We start from the raw sequence: 14,932 nt of genomic DNA, 5'->3' as shown, positions 1-14,932 counted from the left end.
CATGGCTTGACTACTACACGGCGCAGCGGCAAACTTCTTAAAAGAGAATGAGTTTTATTTTTATTTATTTTTTACGTTGGCATTCACGTGGCTCACAACACGACAACTTCGGGTCTGGTTCTGAAGAACCTTTCGGCGGGTTACCAGAAAAAAATCATCGTTGATGATATCTCCCTCACGATCCCCCAGCAGAAAATAACCGTTCTGGTGGGGGCGAACGGCTGTGGAAAATCCACGCTGTTGAGCACCATCGCGCGTCTGCTCCAGCCGCTTGGCGGCAGCGCGGTGCTGGACGGCAAGGCCATCCACGCGCAGCCCACCAAAGCGGTTGCCCGGCAGCTCGGCATCCTGCCGCAGTCTCCGCTGCTGCCGGAAGGGTTAACCGTATTTGAGCTGGTTTCGCGCGGGCGTTTTCCCTGGCAGAACCTTATGCGCCAGTGGAGCGAGGAAGATGAGCAGGCCGTGGAAGAGGCGTTATGTTTGACGGGCACGGCGGCGTTTGCCGATTTGCCCGTGGAAAGCCTGTCCGGCGGCCAGCGCCAGCGCTGCTGGATCGCAATGGCGCTGGCACAGCAAACGCCGTATATCCTGCTTGATGAGCCGACCACTTACCTCGATCTTCGCTATCAGGTAGAGATCCTCGAACTGCTGCATACGCTCACGCGCCGGCACGGACGCACGGTGGTAGTGGTACTGCACGATCTCAACTTCGCCGTAAACTACGGTGATTCGCTGGTCTTTTTACGTCAGGGGAAAGTCGAGGGCGTATTGCACGAAGGCGACACCTGCACGCCGGCGCTCATTAAATCGGTGTTTGATGTTGATGTGCATATGTCTGTTAATCCGCTGACCGGTAAGCCCTTTTTTATGCCGTTTCGCCAGGCGGCCGACAAATCATGATGCGCACGTCTCTGGCTTTCATCCTGTTCACGTTGCTGCTGGGGGCAGGTGCGATTGCCCACCTGGGCATTGGCGCGCGCGTTATCGCTCCGCGAACGGTGGTGGAGGCATTTTTCCACTTCGATCCGCGCAATTTTGACCATAACGTGATCGTCAGGCTGCGCTTGATACGCCTGTGCGCCGCCATGGTGACGGGCGCCGCGCTCGGCGTCGCGGGCGTGCTGTTGCAGTCGGCGATCCGCAATCCGCTCGGTGAACCGCACATCCTGGGGCTAAATGCCGGGGCAGCGCTGGCGGTTGTGCTGACCAGCGCCCTCGGGCTTTCACTGCCGTTTGGGCGGCCGCTGATTGCCTGCGCAGGCGCCGCCGTGCTGTTTCTGCTGGTGCTGATGTTTTCCTCTTCCGGGCGTACCGGGCTCACGCCGATGAAGGTCACGCTGTGCGGCGTGGCGATGTCGGCATTTGCCTCGTCGATTACCGCCACCGTGTTGATTCTGGATGAACAGACGCTGCTCGCCATGCGGACCTGGCAGGCGGGAGATTTGGCGGGGTTAAACGCAGACGCTATCCGCAGCGCTGCTGGGGTAGCAGCCGTGGGTTTTGCGCTGGCGCTCTGGCTGTCGCCAGCAATGAACATGCTGGCGCTGGGCGACAGAATGGCGCAGGGGCTTGGCGTGTCGCTCTTAAAAACCCGCCTGTTCGCGCTGCTGGCCATTGCCCTGCTGTGCGGCGCGGCCGTTTCCATTGCCGGGCCGATCGGGTTTATCGGGCTCGTGGTGCCGCAGCTCGTGCGTCGTCTGGTTTCGGTGGATCTGCGGGTGATGGTTCCGCTTTCGGCCCTGTGCGGGGCACTGGTTCTGCTGCTGGCGGATATTGCCGCCCGCACGCTGTTTACGCCCTATGAGCTGGCAACGGGCGTCATGACCGCCATGGTCGGCGCACCGATCTTTATCTTCATGGCCTCGAGGATGTTCAAATGAACCGGGCCGGACTGCGTGCGTTACGCCTCGGGCCCCTCTCGGCGCTGGTTCGCCCGAGGGCGCTGTGGTATCTGACCGTTTTAACCCTTGCTGCTCTCCTGCTGCTGAGTTTTGGCCTGACGCACGGCTCGCTGCCCATTCCTGCTTCCGCCATCGGACGTGCGCTGTTTTACCCTGAACGTCTGACGGCGGATGCACATTACATTGTGATGGATATCCGCCTGCCGCGCCTGCTGATGGGGGTGCTGTGCGGGGCGATGCTTGGCATGGCGGGGGCAGCCATGCAGTCCATCACCCGTAACGGGCTGGCCGATCCCGGACTCATCGGCGTGAAAGAGGGCTGTAGCGCGGCGGTGCTGCTGCTGATTTTTCAGTTTCCGGCAGTGGGGCTGGCGTGGCGTCCGCTGGTCGGCATGGCGGGTGGGCTACTCACCGCGCTGCTGGTGGTGGCGCTGTCCCGCGATATCTCGCGTCCGCGATTCATCCTGATCGGCATAGGCGTGTCGTGGACGTTTGCCGCCGCGATGGGCGTCTTTATGACCACTGCCGACGTGCGCGACGTGCAGACCGCAATGCTGTGGCTGGCCGGAAGCCTGCATGCCGCTAACTGGACCCTGCTCGGCATGGCTGCGGCCTGGGCGCTGCCCGCGTTTGCCCTGCTGCTTTTTACCGGGCGCGCCGCGGACGTGGCCTTGCTCGGCAACCAGGCCGCAACGGGGCTTGGCGTACGCACCTCACGTCTCGCGCTGCTGCGCGTGTTTGCGCCCGTGGTGCTGACGGCGGCCTGCGTCTCCTGCGTGGGGAGTATAGGTTTTGTCGGGCTGATTGCGCCGCATATGGCGTGCCTGCTGCTGCGCGGCGGGCAAACCGCATTGCTGACGGGAAGCGCCGTGCTGGGCGCGCTGCTGGTGCTGCTGGCGGATAACGTCGGGCGGCTGGCATTCCTCCCGTTGCAGCTGCCGGCGGGCATTGTCATTTCACTGATTGGCGGACCATTTTTCCTGCTGCTGCTCTGGCAACGACGGGACCGATTTTAGGAGTGTGTGATGCGCGTACTTTTCTCAATGCTGCTGCTGGTGGGCTTTGCTGTCGGAGCCGCAGAGCCAACGCAGACGTTTACTGACGACCTGAACCGCAAAGTGGTGGTGCCGGTTAAGCCGAAGCGAATTGTTTCCCTGCACGACCTGGATATTACCATTCCGCTGATCGAGCTTGGCGTACCGCCGGTTGCCAGCCATGGCCGTACCCGACCGGACGGCAGCCATTTTCTGCGTTCCAGCGGTATGCTGACGGGCATCGATTTTGATAATGCCGACATCACATTCATCGGCACCGCGGATATCGATATCGAAGCCATCGCCGCCGCGAAGCCGGACCTGATCGTCACTGAGCCAACCCGCAACACGCCAGTGGAACAGCTGGAAAAAATTGCCCCGACGGTGAGTATCGATCACCTGGACGGCGGCGCGCCGGAAATCTACCGCAAGCTAGCACAGCTGACCGGCACGCAGGCGAAGCTGAAGATTCTGGAGCGTCGCTACCAGGAGCAAATCAAGGCCCTGAAGGCGACCATCGATACCCGCAAAATCACCGTCTCGGTGATTCAGGCTAACCAGGGAAAGATTAACGCCATGCACAGCTACCATTCACTCGGTCGCGTACTGCGCGATGCGGGATTTACCTTTCCGCCGTTGATTGAGAGCATCCCGGAGGGCGGGCGCATCGACGTCAGCGCCGAGCGCCTGCCGGAGCTGGATGCTGATTTCGTTTTTGCCACCTGGCGCGGTGATACCGGCGGTAAACCGCAGGACGAGCTGGCGGCGATGGACGCGGTGATGCCGGGCTGGTGCCAGTTCCTTAACGCCTGCCGGACCGGGCATTACGTGCTGATCTCCCGCGAGGAAGCGATCTCAAATTCGTTCGCCTCGCTAGGACTGATGGTCGCGCAGGTGCAGTCGCAGATAGCGGGCCGTCCGCTGCCGGAGGCCGCACGATGATTCGAAAAATAGATGTCTACGGCGACCGCTTTCGCTCGCGGGCGCACCAGCTGACACCGCGCCTGCTCCAGGTGGCGCGCTATATCAATGAAAACCGTGAAGCCGTTATGGAACAGACGGCCATGGAGATCGCCGCAGTGCTAAAAACCTCGGACGCCACCGTGGTGCGAGCCATTCAGGCGCTGGGGTTTGGCGGGCTACGGGATCTCAAGCAGACGCTTGAGCAGTGGTTTGGTCCGGTGGTCACCTCCAGCGAGAAGATGTCCACCACGGTGAATACGCTGACCAGTGACGTCAATGCGAGCATCGATTTTGTGCTGGAAGGGCATCAGCATACCTGTAATGTGTTGTCCGAACCGGGTAACCGTTACGCGATGGCGCAGGCCGTGTCGCTGCTGGCGCAGGCGAGACAGGTCGCTATTTTTGGTATTGGCGCATCCGGCATCCTGGCCGAGTATACCTCCCGCCTGTTTAGCCGCATCGGCCTGCCTGCGATCCCACTCAACCGCACCGGTATCGGCCTCGCCGAACAGCTGATAGCCTTACAGCGCGGTGATGTGCTGGTGATGATGGCGCAAAAATCCGCGCACCGGGAAGGGCTGACGACGCTGCGTGAAGCGAAGCGCCTGGGCATTCCCACCATATTGCTGACCAACGCCACTGACTCACGCTTTAGCAAAGAGGCCAGCGTGGTGATCCACGTTCCGCGCGGAGGAGAGAAGGGCAAAATCCCGCTGCACGGCACGGTGCTGCTGTGTCTGGAGATGATTATTTTGTCCGTCGCCTCCACCGAGCCGCAGCGCACCATCAGGTCTATGAAGCGCATCAACGAATTTCACCGAGGGTTAAAGCCGGGCAAGAAGAGCGGTTGATTTACACTTTCTCCCTGTGGGCTGGATGATAAGCCGTGAGCAGTCCCCTCGATCACACCGCACGATGGTTTTTCCGGTACTGCAACGGCGTCTCGCCAATCCCTTTTTTAAACGCGCTGATAAACCACGTCACGTCGGAAAAACCCGTCTGTGCGGCAATGTCACGCACGCTTGAATCAGTGTGGAGTAAACACTCACACGCCTTACGCAACCTTAGCGTATTCAGATAGTCATGAATTTTTTCGCCCGTTTCCGCATGGAATTTTCGCGATACGTAGCTGCGGGATTTCCCCAGCTCATTGGCCAGCGCGTCCAGGCGAAATTTCTCCTGGTAATGCTCGTCGAGCCAGAACATTACCCGGCTGGCGATCCCCTGGCTGTTGCCCGGCTCACCGTCGCGATCGGCGGGAAGCATCGCAAACAGCCCGATCAGCAGGCTGGCGATACTCTCGCTGTTCATCGGCGGTTTGTAGCAGCCAAACAGATGGTCGATATAGTGATGGCAGTGGGCTAAATCGGCGACCCACGCTTCGCCCCCGCGGCGTGACAGCCGCTCCAGCCGCTGCTGGCTCTGGGGAAAATCCCGCAGGATCTTCAGCACCGCGTGCTGGTCGAGGTGAATGATGGTGCGGCGGTAAATCGCCTCTGCCTGTTCGTCCACCATTACCTTATGCAGCGTAAAAGGCGGGAAGAAAAACAGCCTTCCGGGGCGCATGGTGTAGTGACGATTATCGACGATCGCTACGCCAAAGCCCTCTTCCACGTAGAGGATCTCCAGACACTGATGCCAGTGATGGTAGCGCACGGTATTGGCAAACAGGCGGCTGAACGAGGCCACGGTATCGTTCAGGGCGATCAGTTCCAGAAGGTCGGATGTCGGCGTGTCGCGCATAGTGCAATAAAACTCAACTTTTTCCCGTCTGACCGTCTTTATAAACCACCTTTTTAAATTTTCTCAACTGGAGGTTTATTCATCGTTCATGCCTGTGACACGGCTAACATTTCTGCCCCTTGCGGATTCACTATGCTTTGCCGCAGTTGATTACGAGGGCGAACCGATGTGGGCGGCAAACAAAGAAAAATCAAATCCGTTGTCTTCACGCCAGGATGTGGTGGCGTCGTTGAATGAGCTTTTACAAGCGCTGGACACGCAATTTCCGGCAAACCGTTCACGGTTCTCGCTGGGCGATACCTGCGCCCATTACACAACGGATATTGCGCAGATGGAGGGCCTTTCCCGCGCGCTGTGGGGGCTGTTTCCGCTGATGGCGTCCGGCGAAAGCACGCCGTTCAGCGAGAAGTACCTTACCGCCATCAAGATCGGTACCGACCCGCAAAGCACAGGCTACTGGGGCGAAACCGGCCCGTACGATCAGCGTCTGGTGGAGATGGCGGCCTACGGTCTGGGACTTGCTCTGCTGGGGGAGACGCTCACCGCGCGCTTTACCGGACGCGAGGTGATGAACCTGCACGCGTGGCTCAACCAAATCACCGATGCGCAGATGCCGGACAGCAACTGGAACTATTTTGCCATTATGGTTCAGCTCGGCTTTAAGCGCGCCGGACTGCCGTACGACCAGGCCGCCATTGACCGTCGCTTTACGCTGATGGACGCCTACTACCTCGGCGACGGCTGGTATTCCGATGGCCCGGGCCGCCCGAAAGACTACTACATCTCCATGGCCTTCCACTTCTACGGCCTGATTTACGCCACCCTGAGCGGTGACGAGGCAAGGTCGGAGGTACTGCGAGAGCGCTCGCGCCTCTTCGCGGAAGACTTTATCTACTGGTCCGCCGCCGACGGCGCCTCGGTTCCGTTTGGCCGCAGCCTGACCTACCGCTTTGCGATGGTCGCCTTCTGGAGCGCGGTGGCCTTTTCTCAGCTGGACGTGTTCACGCCAGGCATCGTGAAGGGCATCGTGCTGCGGCATCTGCGCTGGTGGCAGCAGCAGCCGATTACCGACCGCGACGGCATTCTCACCCTCGGTTTTGCCTGCCCGAACCTGGCGATGTGCGAGGACTACAACTCCCCCGGTTCACCGTACTGGGCGCTGAAAACCTACCTGATTCTGGCGCTGCCGGAGACGCATCCGTTCTGGCAGGCCGACGAGCAGCCGCTGCCCGCGCTGGCTGAGACGCGCGTGATCCCGCACGCGCAGCAGATCCTGATGCATTCGAAAGATTCGCAGCACGTCGTCATGCTCACCGCCGGCCAGCTGGAGCTGAACAACTACGTCAACACCGAAGCGAAATACACCAAATTTGCCTACTCCAGCCGCTTCGGCTTCACCGTTGAGCGCGGGCGTTTTGGCCTGAAGCATGCGGCCTGCGATTCCATGCTGCTGCTGGCGGACGGAGACGACTATTTCCGCGGCCGTCGCGAATGCGACGAGGTTCGGGTGGAGGAAAACTACATTTTTTCGCGCTGGTCGCCGTGGCGCGACGTGCACATAGAGACCTGGCAGATCCCGTTCGGGGAGTGGCACCTGCGCCTGCACCGCATCAACAGCGCACGTACCCTGCAAACCGTCGAGGGCGGCTTTGCGGTGCTGAAAACGGACCACCAGCTGCGCGAGCGGGGAAGTTACCTGACGGCAGAAAACGGCAGCAGCGCGATTGTCGATCTCTCGCCCGATATCACCCGCGCGCCGGGCAGCGTCGTCACCCCGCCCAACAGCAGCGTGATGTTTGCCGGGTGCGCCTCCATTCCGCTATTGCAAACCGAACTCCCGCCGGGGGAGAGCTGGCTCTGCTGCGCCGTCCTGGCCTGCGAAAAACCGATATCTGCGGCGGTACCGCAGCTGAACATTACCCATTACCAGGTCGTGATCCACGAACCCGGAAGCGAACGTAAGCTGTCGTTCACATTATAAAAATCTGGCCCTACACGTCGGCGAGGATGATATGAAAAGTACATCGACAACCAGCAGAACGGAATATTACAAAATCAGCAGCTTTATTTTTCTCTATTTCTTTACCTGGTCCGCCAGTATTGGCCTGCTAGCGATCTGGCTTGGCCAGAAAGCCAATCTTAGCGGGTCGGTGATTGGAACCGTCTTTGCGGTTAACGGGATCTTCTCCGTTATTCTCAAACCGATCTACGGCTATATTCTCGATAAGATCGGCATGAGCAAATACCTGCTTTATTTTGTGGTGATCATGTCGGCGCTAATGGCTCCGTTCTTTATTTATGTTTACCAGCCGCTGTTAATGTCTAACACCCTGCTGGGGATTATTATCGGCGCGCTCTATTTAAGCTTTGCCTGGTACGCGGGCGTGGCGGCGTGCGAATCTTATTCCGACCGCTTTAGCCGCCTGAACGGCATGGAGTTCGGGCAAATTCGCATGTGGGGCTCGCTCGGCTGGGCGGTGGCGTCGTCCTTCTCCGGCCTGCTGTTTAACCTCTCACCAGCGTATAACTTTATTCTCGGCAGCGTGGCGTCGGTGGTGATGCTGATCGTCCTGCTGAACCTGAAAGTGAACACTAACTCCGCTCACGCAGGGGAGGTGCTGACGAAAGAGAAAATCGCCCCGTCTGACGTTTATGCCCTGCTGCGAAACCGCAAATTCTGGGCCTTCTGCCTGTACGTGGCGGGCGTGGCGTGGATGATGTTTATCGCCGAGCAGCAGTTCTCGCGCTATTTCGTCACCTTCTTCGACGATATTCACGAGGGCAACGCGGTATTTGGCTACCTCGGTACGGTGCAGTCGGGCATGGAATTTGTCATGTATATGGTGGTCCCGCTGTTTGTGAATTTTATTGGCGCCAAGCGCGGACTGTTAATTGTCGGGCTGATTGTCGGGGCGCGTCTGATTATTTCCGGCATGTGTGACTCTCACCTGTTAATTTCCGTGCTTAAGCCGCTGTACGGCCTGGAAATATGCCTGCTGCTGGTGTCGGTCTTTAAATATATCGCCGAGCATTTCGACAAGCGCGTCAATGCCACCATGTATTTACTTGGCTATCAGGCGATGCTGTACGTTGGCAACGTGGTGGTCTCTTCTCCTGCCGGCTATATGTACGACCGCATCGGCTTTGAGCACACCTATATCATCATGGGCGCTACGGCGCTGACTTTTACCCTTATTTCTGCCTTTACGTTATCCGCCTGCCAGAGCAAGTGGCGCGGGGCCCGTGCGCTGAACGTAGCAGAAACCTCAACACGCTAATTACGCCGTCAAAGAAGGAACCGAAATATGTTAAGTCGTATCAAAGAGGAACGTCTGTCCGCTATCGCTGCGCCCGTTGATTCCCGCGCGTTCAACGATGAGCTGAGTTCGGCCCGCGGCCACGTTCTCGACCTGATTAGCCGTCATTTAACGGCGTTCGGCGACAAATTCCCGGCGGAGACCTGTAAAGAGGGCTTTTATCCGCTGACCGAAAACGTGGAGTGGACCACCAGCTTCTGGACCGGCCAGCTGTGGCTGGCGTGGGAGATGAGCGGCGAGGAGAAATTTCGCGCGATGGCGGAAAAACACGTGCGCTCGTTTGGCCTGCGCATCGCCGGGCGCAACGACACCAACACCCACGATTTAGGCTTCCTGTACACGCTTTCCTGCGTGGCGGCCTGGCGACTCACCGGCAACCGCGAGGCGCGCGGCTTCTCGCTGCTGGCGGCGGAGGCGCTGCTGGAGCGCTTCCATGAGAAGGCGAAGATCATCCAGGCGTGGGGCGATCTCTCCGATCCCGATCAGGCCGGACGGATGATCATCGACTGCAACATGAACCTGCCGCTGCTCTACTGGGCAACCGAGCAGACGGGCGATCCGCGTTTTGCCGACGCGGCCAAAGCGCACGTCATGCAGGCGGCGACGTACCTTATTCGTGACGATGCGTCCACCTTCCACACCTACTATATGGATGTGTTAACCGGCGCGCCGCGCTACGGCAACACGCAGCAGGGCTATGCCGACGACTCGTGCTGGTCGCGCGGGCAGGCGTGGGGGATTTACGGCTTCCTGCTGAGCTATATCTATACCGGCGATGAAACGATGATTGCCCTGTCGAAACGGCTGGCGAACTACTTCCTCAACCGCCTGCCGGAGGATTACGTCTGCCACTGGGATCTGGCGCTGGTGGGCACCGACGCGCTGCGCGACTCGTCGTCGGCGGCGATTGCGGTGTGCGGGCTGCTGGAGCTGGTGAAGCATCTGCCGGTGACGGATCCGGACCGGGAGCGGTATCTGGAGTGGGCGAAAGGCATCATGTCGTCGCTGACGAAGCACTATCTGATGGGCAAAGACGAAAAGGGCAACGGGATCCTCAAGCACTCGGTCTACCACCTGGCGAGCAACAAAGGCGTGGATGAGTGCGCAAGCTGGGGCGATTACTTCTATGTTGAGGCGCTGGTGCGCTTCACCCAGAGCTGGAAGCTGTACTGGTAACGGGCAGGGGTATCACCACCCAAGCACTTCTTTAATGGCGCGCCGGTAGGGCGTATCAAGCTGGGCAGGCACGCGGCAAATATAGTCCCGCGCATGGCTGCGGGTCTGTCCGCTGAGGCTGTCGAGATAGACGATGGCCTCGTCCACGGCAGGAACCCTGCCTTCCTGCGACGCGCTTCTCGGGGGAAGCCCGGTCCAGATGAGCGCCTCAATTCCTCTCTCCCTCGCCCATGTCGAGATCGCTCCCGCGTTGCGTCCGGTTATCAGCAGCGAGCCGATACCATCGCAACGATCGTCAGGAATGCCCTCCCGCTCGCGCAGGGCCTGAGAGGCCACGCTGAGCGAAGTGGCGTTCAGCCATACCCAAAGCACAGGCAGGGCGGGCGCGTTCATGCAGATGGCGGTCGCCAGTTCGCCGCCATCGCTTACGCGGCAGAACTCGACGGGCAGTGATGGCCCGTCGGTTTGCCACTCACCGGCTACCGGTAACGCGCCGCTTTTCCAGATTAACGAGCCCCAGCCAAGACAAGCGATTTTCATGCTGTTCCTCTGCGCGACGTGAACCAATAGCCTCAGACGTTATGCCTTAGGAATACGCAGCGTCTGGCCGGGATAAATTTTATCCGGGCTGGAGAGCATCGGGCGGTTCGCCTCAAAGATCTTGTTGTACTGGTTGGCATCGCCGTACACGGTTTTAGAGATGGCGCTCAGGGTGTCGCCGGATTTCACCGTATAGTAGGTTGCTTCATCTTTGGCGTCCGTTGCGGTGATATTGTTCTCCACCTCGCTGACGCCCGCGATGTTGCCGACGGCGACCTGGATTTTTTCTTTCTGCTCCTGCGTCAGTCCGTCGCCCGTTACGCTGGCCTTGCCGTCGGTGACGTTAACCTGAACTTTATCGGAACCGGGAATGTTGAGTTTCTTGAGGTGCTCGGTGATTTTGTCGCTCTGACCCTTATGATCGGTCAGGTTGTCCCACAGCTTTTCGCCTGCTTCTTTCACGAAGTTAAAAAGACCCATTCCATCCTCCTGTTAAACATGAAGTCAGAATAAGCATAGCAGTTGAGCGGTAAGGTGATAAAAAAAGCCCGGTGCGTTAACGCTTACCGGGCCTGCGGGGGAAAGTTGTAGGCCGGGTAAACGCAGTGCCACCCGGCAAATTTCACAGAACTTAAACCCCTTGCTCCAGAATACGGATGTGGGTTTCAAGGACATCCCCTTTCACCGCATCGCTCCACGCTTTCATATGCGCGGTCTGCAAATGTGCTTCAAGGTGGGCGACGGTTTCCCACTGCTCCACCATGATGATGGAGTCTGGCGCGGTTGCCTGGAAGCTAGCGTCGGTAGCGGCATCCACCATCGGCGCGTAGCCGTGGCAGCCTTCTTCCTTCAGAACGGTCGGGATGATTTTCGCGAACTGATCCAGCACCACCTGGCGGTGATGTTGGCCGGGACGCGTACGGATTTCAGCAATTACGGTAAGCATGGTTAACTCCTTCTAATTCCAGGCTAACAGTTAAGCAAAAATTTCCGCGAGATGCTTGCGATATTCTGCGATATAGCGCGGGACGTCCGGCATTTTAATCACGTCGTTGACGATAAAGGTCGGCAGCGGCGTCATTCCCAGGAACTGGTTAGCCTTGTGGAACGGCAGATACGCGCCGTCTACGCCCACGCCTTCAAAGAACTGATCGTTCTCGGTGAACGCTTCAAGAGGCGCGTTCCAGGTCAGGGAGAGCATATATTTTTTGCCCTGAATCAGACCGCCGGAACCGTATTTTTTAGACGCATCTGAACGGGTACGACCGTCGCTGGCATACAGCGAACCGTGACCTTCGGTGAACACGTCGTCCATGTATTTTTTCACGGTCCACGGTGCGCCCATCCACCAGCCCGGCATCTGCCAGATCACCACGTCGGCCCACAGGAAGTTCTGCACTTCGGCCTTCACGTCATAATCGCTGTCCGCGCGCACGACCTTAACATCATGTCCGGCGTCGCGCAGGAAACCATCCGCGACCTCGGTCAGGGTGTCATTCAGCTGGCCTTTAGAGTGCGCAAATTCTTTTGCGCCGTTGATAATCAGAATGTTGCTCATTATTTGTCCTCGATGCTGAGAGTATGCCGGGTATTCTACGCGCGAGGACGGAGCGGAAAAATAAGCAAAATGTGCAAAGTCTTTTGCGCTAAGCGCAATAATCTTACCAGCTGACGGTCACCGCAAAGCCCCCTTGGGGCGCATTGTCCAGCGAGACGCGCATCCCGTGTAGCGTTGCGATACGCTTCACGATAGACAGCCCCAGGCCGCTGCCGGTGGCGTCCTGCCCGGGTGGACGATAAAAACGCTCGCCGATGCGTGCCAGCGCTTCAGGAGAAATACCTGGTCCGTTATCGCGCACGGTAAAGCTTTGGGTATTCAGCGTCACGTCCACCACGCTGCCGCGCGGGCTGTAACGCACGGCATTGTCCAGCAGGTTACGCGCCAGCAGGCTCAGCAGCAGCGGCTGCCCATGACGCATCACCTCGGGCGCATTAACGTTGAGCCGAACATCAATGCCCGCCTGCTGCGCCGGATGCCAGATGTCCAGCACCGCAGATTGCAGCAAATCAGCCATCGCCACGGGTTCGATGTCATCAAGGTTATCCAGTGAATCCAGGCGCGACAGGGTAAGAAGCTGGTCCACCAGCCGGGAGGCGCGGTCGATGCCCGCATGCAGTTGCCCCAGCGCTTTAGACTGCGCCTCGGGATCGTCGTGGGAAAGCTGCGCCACGTCGGTTTGCACCTTCAGCGCGGCCAGCGGGCTGCGCAGCTCGTGGGCGGCGTCCGAGGTGAAGCGGCGCTCGCGGGCCATCATCTCCTGCGTACGGGCAAAAAGATGGTTAAGCGCATCAAGCAGGGGACGAACCTCCGTCGGCACGCCGTGGGTGGGCAGCGTATCGGTCGCATCTGGCGAGCGCGAGCGCAGGGTCTGCGCCAGGTTTTTCAGCGGCTTCAGTTCCCGGCTCAGCAGGACAATCAGCAACAGCAGCATCACGGGCAGCGCCACCAGCCACGGCGTCAGCTGCGAACTGACCACGTCCAGCGCCATATCCTGTCGGTACTCCCACTCCTGACCGACCACCACGCGGTATTTCCCGTCCGGGGAGGTTAGCCACAGGAAACGCCATTCGTCGCTGTCATCCTGCAAACGACCGTCTTCAAACCCGTCCCGGCGGTAGTGATAGGGGATGTCGCGTCCGTTCTCGCCGTCGTTAAGCACCATGCTGCCGTCGGCGGTGAAGATCGCGAAGGCCAGCGCGTCGTCGTCAAGATGGCCGTGTTTCGCTTTTTTCGGCACCTCGCGCATACGCTCCGGCGCGCGGAGTTCGTCCACGTCCATCGTCAGCAGCCGTTTGGCAAACAGCATCTGCTGGGTATCGAACAGTTTATCGAGCTTGTCGGTCGTCTGGTGCCAGGCGACCACGCTTGCGGCAAACCAGGCCGCCAGGGAAAGCAGCAAAAAGAGGAGCGTCAGGCGCAGCTTCAGGCTCAGGCGTTGGGTCAGTTTCATGCGTCACCCAGGGTATAACCGATGCCGTGCACGGTGCGGATAAATTCACTGCCGAGCTTGCGACGTAAATGATGTACATGGACTTCGACGGCGTTGCTGGAGACGTCATCATCCCAGTTGTAGAGTTTCTCTTCGATAGCCTTGCGCGGCAGCACGCGGCCCGCGTTGCGCATCAGCAGTTCCAGCAGGGCGAACTCTTTTGGTTTAAGCACCAGCGTTTCGCCGTCCAGCGTGGCGACAAGGCTTGTCGGGTCGAGCGTGACCTTGCCGTGACGCAGCTCGCTGCGCGCCTGCCCGTGACTGCGGCGCACCAGCGCTTCGAGGCGGGCTGCCACTTCAATCAGCGCGAACGGTTTACACAGGTAATCATCCGCCCCCAGGCGTAAGCCTTCCACGCGCTGGTTCAGCGCATCCCGCGCCGTCAGGATCAGCACCGGCTCGCTCTTACCGCTTTCGCGCCAGGCGCGCAGGATCTCAAGGCCGTCGATCTCCGGCAGCGTCAGGTCCAGCACCACGGCATCGTACGGCGCGGTGTACAGGGCCGCCTGCCCGGTTTTACCGTCGGTAAACCAGTCCACGTTGAAGCCCATTTTGCTTAAGCCCGCTTTGATGCCATCGCCGATAAGCTTGTCGTCTTCTACCAGTAAAATGCGCATTGTCTCTCCTTGATGCCGTCAGTAAACCTTCTGCACGCGCATGCTGTACAGTAAAAATAAATAAATTTTCCCCTTAAGAAGTTGTTAAGGTTTACCCTGTTTAATGGATTGTGAAACGACATTAAAGGGAGAGATTAAGATGAAAAAATACGCTGCAATTGCTGCCATCATGATGATGACCACTGCCCCTGTTTTTGCTGCACAGGGCGGCTTCACGGGCCCATCTGCAACACAGACCCAGACGCAAACCCAGCAGGGCGGCTTTGTCGATAACAACGCCAACCTCACCACCGCGGCTAAAGTGAAAGACATGAAGGACGACAGCTGGGTGAAACTGCGCGGTAATATCACCGAGCGCCTGTCCGATGACCGTTACACCTTCCGCGACGAAAGCGGCACGGTGGTGGTTGAGATCGACCACAAGCGCTGGAACGGCGTGACGGTGACGCCACAGGATAAAGTCGAGCTTCAGGGGAAAATCGATAAAGACTGGAACGAGTTTGAAATCGACGTGAAGCAGGTTATCAAGCTGAACAAATAATGCCTAATTGATGTGAAAAAAATGCCGCTCGGTCAACGAACGGCATTTTT

The 14,932-nt window shown here is 58.8% G+C and carries 16 protein-coding genes; 9 read left to right on the top strand and 7 right to left on the bottom strand.

What is annotated here, in order from left to right; all coding sequences use genetic code 11:
• Nucleotides 1-87 precede the first annotated feature (87 nt).
• The 5 genes from N5C09_RS16055 to N5C09_RS16035 are packed head-to-tail and all read left to right on the top strand — an operon-like array spanning nt 88 to nt 4,749.
• Nucleotides 88-900 carry an ABC transporter ATP-binding protein gene (locus tag N5C09_RS16055; protein WP_279749420.1) on the top strand — a complete coding sequence of 271 codons (813 nt, stop codon included), beginning with the start codon at nt 88-90 and terminating at the stop codon, nt 898-900.
• Nucleotides 897-1,880, top strand: coding sequence for an iron ABC transporter permease (locus N5C09_RS16050; protein WP_279749419.1), 984 nt, complete (start codon nt 897-899; stop codon nt 1,878-1,880). The genes N5C09_RS16055 and N5C09_RS16050 overlap by 4 nt, the downstream gene beginning before the upstream one ends.
• Entirely contained in the window at nt 1,877-2,917 is a 1,041-nt protein-coding gene (locus N5C09_RS16045) for an iron ABC transporter permease (RefSeq protein ID WP_279749418.1), read from the top strand. Before N5C09_RS16050 ends, N5C09_RS16045 begins: the two co-directional genes overlap by 4 nt.
• A gap of 9 nt (nt 2,918-2,926) precedes the next feature.
• The gene (locus tag N5C09_RS16040; RefSeq protein ID WP_107533815.1) at nt 2,927-3,877 is read left to right on the top strand and encodes an iron-siderophore ABC transporter substrate-binding protein; all 951 of its coding nucleotides are present in this window, start codon (nt 2,927-2,929) and stop codon (nt 3,875-3,877) included.
• The gene (locus tag N5C09_RS16035) at nt 3,874-4,749 is read left to right on the top strand and encodes a MurR/RpiR family transcriptional regulator (RefSeq protein ID WP_063451166.1); all 876 of its coding nucleotides are present in this window, start codon (nt 3,874-3,876) and stop codon (nt 4,747-4,749) included. Before N5C09_RS16040 ends, N5C09_RS16035 begins: the two co-directional genes overlap by 4 nt.
• A 52-nt stretch (nt 4,750-4,801) precedes the next feature.
• Here the strand turns inward: N5C09_RS16035 and N5C09_RS16030 are convergent, their stop codons facing one another.
• Nucleotides 4,802-5,641 carry an AraC family transcriptional regulator gene (locus N5C09_RS16030; protein WP_193033611.1) on the bottom strand — a complete coding sequence of 280 codons (840 nt, stop codon included), beginning with the start codon at nt 5,639-5,641 and terminating at the stop codon, nt 4,802-4,804.
• A 166-nt stretch (nt 5,642-5,807) separates the two neighbouring features.
• Here N5C09_RS16030 and N5C09_RS16025 point away from each other — a divergent pair, with 166 nt between their 5' ends.
• The 3 genes from N5C09_RS16025 to N5C09_RS16015 are packed head-to-tail and all read left to right on the top strand — an operon-like array spanning nt 5,808 to nt 10,134.
• Nucleotides 5,808-7,622 (top strand): DUF2264 domain-containing protein, encoded by a 1,815-nt coding sequence (locus N5C09_RS16025; protein WP_279749417.1) that lies wholly within the window; start codon nt 5,808-5,810, stop codon nt 7,620-7,622.
• 31 nt (nt 7,623-7,653) lie between these two features.
• Nucleotides 7,654-8,919 carry an oligosaccharide MFS transporter gene (locus N5C09_RS16020; protein WP_279749416.1) on the top strand — a complete coding sequence of 422 codons (1,266 nt, stop codon included), beginning with the start codon at nt 7,654-7,656 and terminating at the stop codon, nt 8,917-8,919.
• Nucleotides 8,920-8,946: 27 nt separating this feature from the next.
• Complete coding sequence (locus N5C09_RS16015) at nt 8,947-10,134, top strand: glycoside hydrolase family 88 protein (protein WP_279749415.1); 1,188 nt, start codon at nt 8,947-8,949, stop codon at nt 10,132-10,134.
• Between the two features lie 12 nt (nt 10,135-10,146).
• On the opposite strand, the gene N5C09_RS16010 is transcribed toward N5C09_RS16015, so the two are convergent.
• The 6 genes from N5C09_RS16010 to qseB all read right to left on the bottom strand — a co-directional run bounded on the left by N5C09_RS16010 (nt 10,147) and on the right by qseB (nt 14,341).
• Nucleotides 10,147-10,674: a hypothetical protein gene (locus N5C09_RS16010; protein WP_279749414.1), complete on the bottom strand. Its 528-nt coding sequence runs from the start codon at nt 10,672-10,674 to the stop codon at nt 10,147-10,149.
• 39 nt (nt 10,675-10,713) lie between these two features.
• A complete protein-coding gene (lysM, locus tag N5C09_RS16005; protein ID WP_003862507.1) occupies nt 10,714-11,154 on the bottom strand; it encodes a peptidoglycan-binding protein LysM in 441 nt (146 codons plus the stop codon).
• 151 nt (nt 11,155-11,305) lie between these two features.
• On the bottom strand, nt 11,306-11,620 hold the full coding sequence (locus tag N5C09_RS16000) for a putative quinol monooxygenase (protein WP_279749413.1): 315 nt from the start codon (nt 11,618-11,620) through the stop codon (nt 11,306-11,308).
• Nucleotides 11,621-11,650: 30 nt separating this feature from the next.
• On the bottom strand, nt 11,651-12,232 hold the full coding sequence (locus N5C09_RS15995; protein WP_063451173.1) for an NAD(P)H-dependent oxidoreductase: 582 nt from the start codon (nt 12,230-12,232) through the stop codon (nt 11,651-11,653).
• 103 nt (nt 12,233-12,335) lie between these two features.
• Nucleotides 12,336-13,685 carry a quorum sensing histidine kinase QseC gene (gene qseC / locus N5C09_RS15990; protein WP_279749412.1) on the bottom strand — a complete coding sequence of 450 codons (1,350 nt, stop codon included), beginning with the start codon at nt 13,683-13,685 and terminating at the stop codon, nt 12,336-12,338.
• Nucleotides 13,682-14,341, bottom strand: coding sequence for a quorum sensing response regulator transcription factor QseB (gene qseB / locus N5C09_RS15985; RefSeq protein ID WP_063867753.1), 660 nt, complete (start codon nt 14,339-14,341; stop codon nt 13,682-13,684). The genes qseC and qseB overlap by 4 nt, the downstream gene beginning before the upstream one ends.
• A gap of 139 nt (nt 14,342-14,480) precedes the next feature.
• Here qseB and N5C09_RS15980 point away from each other — a divergent pair, with 139 nt between their 5' ends.
• Nucleotides 14,481-14,882: a NirD/YgiW/YdeI family stress tolerance protein gene (locus N5C09_RS15980; protein ID WP_063867755.1), complete on the top strand. Its 402-nt coding sequence runs from the start codon at nt 14,481-14,483 to the stop codon at nt 14,880-14,882.
• The last annotated feature ends 50 nt before the right edge of the window (nt 14,883-14,932 follow it).

Source organism: Enterobacter sp. GD03975 (genome assembly GCF_029838645.1).
Lineage (GTDB): Bacteria > Pseudomonadota > Gammaproteobacteria > Enterobacterales > Enterobacteriaceae > Enterobacter > Enterobacter quasihormaechei.
The sequence above is the reverse complement of the archived record's forward strand: the minus strand, read 5'-3'. Positions and strand labels throughout refer to the sequence as shown.

Bases quoted from the DNA above. Each gene is read 5' to 3' on its own strand.
- N5C09_RS16040 (WP_107533815.1), top strand. From the start codon at position 2,927: ATGCGCGTACTTTTCTCAATGCTGCTGCTGGTGGGCTTTGCTGTCGGA.
- N5C09_RS16045 (WP_279749418.1), top strand. From the start codon at position 1,877: ATGAACCGGGCCGGACTGCGTGCGTTACGCCTCGGGCCCCTCTCGGCG.
- N5C09_RS16030 (WP_193033611.1), bottom strand. From the start codon at position 5,641: ATGCGCGACACGCCGACATCCGACCTTCTGGAACTGATCGCCCTGAAC.
- qseC (WP_279749412.1), bottom strand. From the start codon at position 13,685: ATGAAACTGACCCAACGCCTGAGCCTGAAGCTGCGCCTGACGCTCCTC.
- lysM (WP_003862507.1), bottom strand. From the start codon at position 11,154: ATGGGTCTTTTTAACTTCGTGAAAGAAGCAGGCGAAAAGCTGTGGGAC.
- N5C09_RS16020 (WP_279749416.1), top strand. From the start codon at position 7,654: ATGAAAAGTACATCGACAACCAGCAGAACGGAATATTACAAAATCAGC.
- N5C09_RS16035 (WP_063451166.1), top strand. From the start codon at position 3,874: ATGATTCGAAAAATAGATGTCTACGGCGACCGCTTTCGCTCGCGGGCG.
- N5C09_RS15995 (WP_063451173.1), bottom strand. From the start codon at position 12,232: ATGAGCAACATTCTGATTATCAACGGCGCAAAAGAATTTGCGCACTCT.
- N5C09_RS16050 (WP_279749419.1), top strand. From the start codon at position 897: ATGATGCGCACGTCTCTGGCTTTCATCCTGTTCACGTTGCTGCTGGGG.
- qseB (WP_063867753.1), bottom strand. From the start codon at position 14,341: ATGCGCATTTTACTGGTAGAAGACGACAAGCTTATCGGCGATGGCATC.
- N5C09_RS16015 (WP_279749415.1), top strand. From the start codon at position 8,947: ATGTTAAGTCGTATCAAAGAGGAACGTCTGTCCGCTATCGCTGCGCCC.
- N5C09_RS16025 (WP_279749417.1), top strand. From the start codon at position 5,808: ATGTGGGCGGCAAACAAAGAAAAATCAAATCCGTTGTCTTCACGCCAG.
- N5C09_RS15980 (WP_063867755.1), top strand. From the start codon at position 14,481: ATGAAAAAATACGCTGCAATTGCTGCCATCATGATGATGACCACTGCC.
- N5C09_RS16010 (WP_279749414.1), bottom strand. From the start codon at position 10,674: ATGAAAATCGCTTGTCTTGGCTGGGGCTCGTTAATCTGGAAAAGCGGC.
- N5C09_RS16000 (WP_279749413.1), bottom strand. From the start codon at position 11,620: ATGCTTACCGTAATTGCTGAAATCCGTACGCGTCCCGGCCAACATCAC.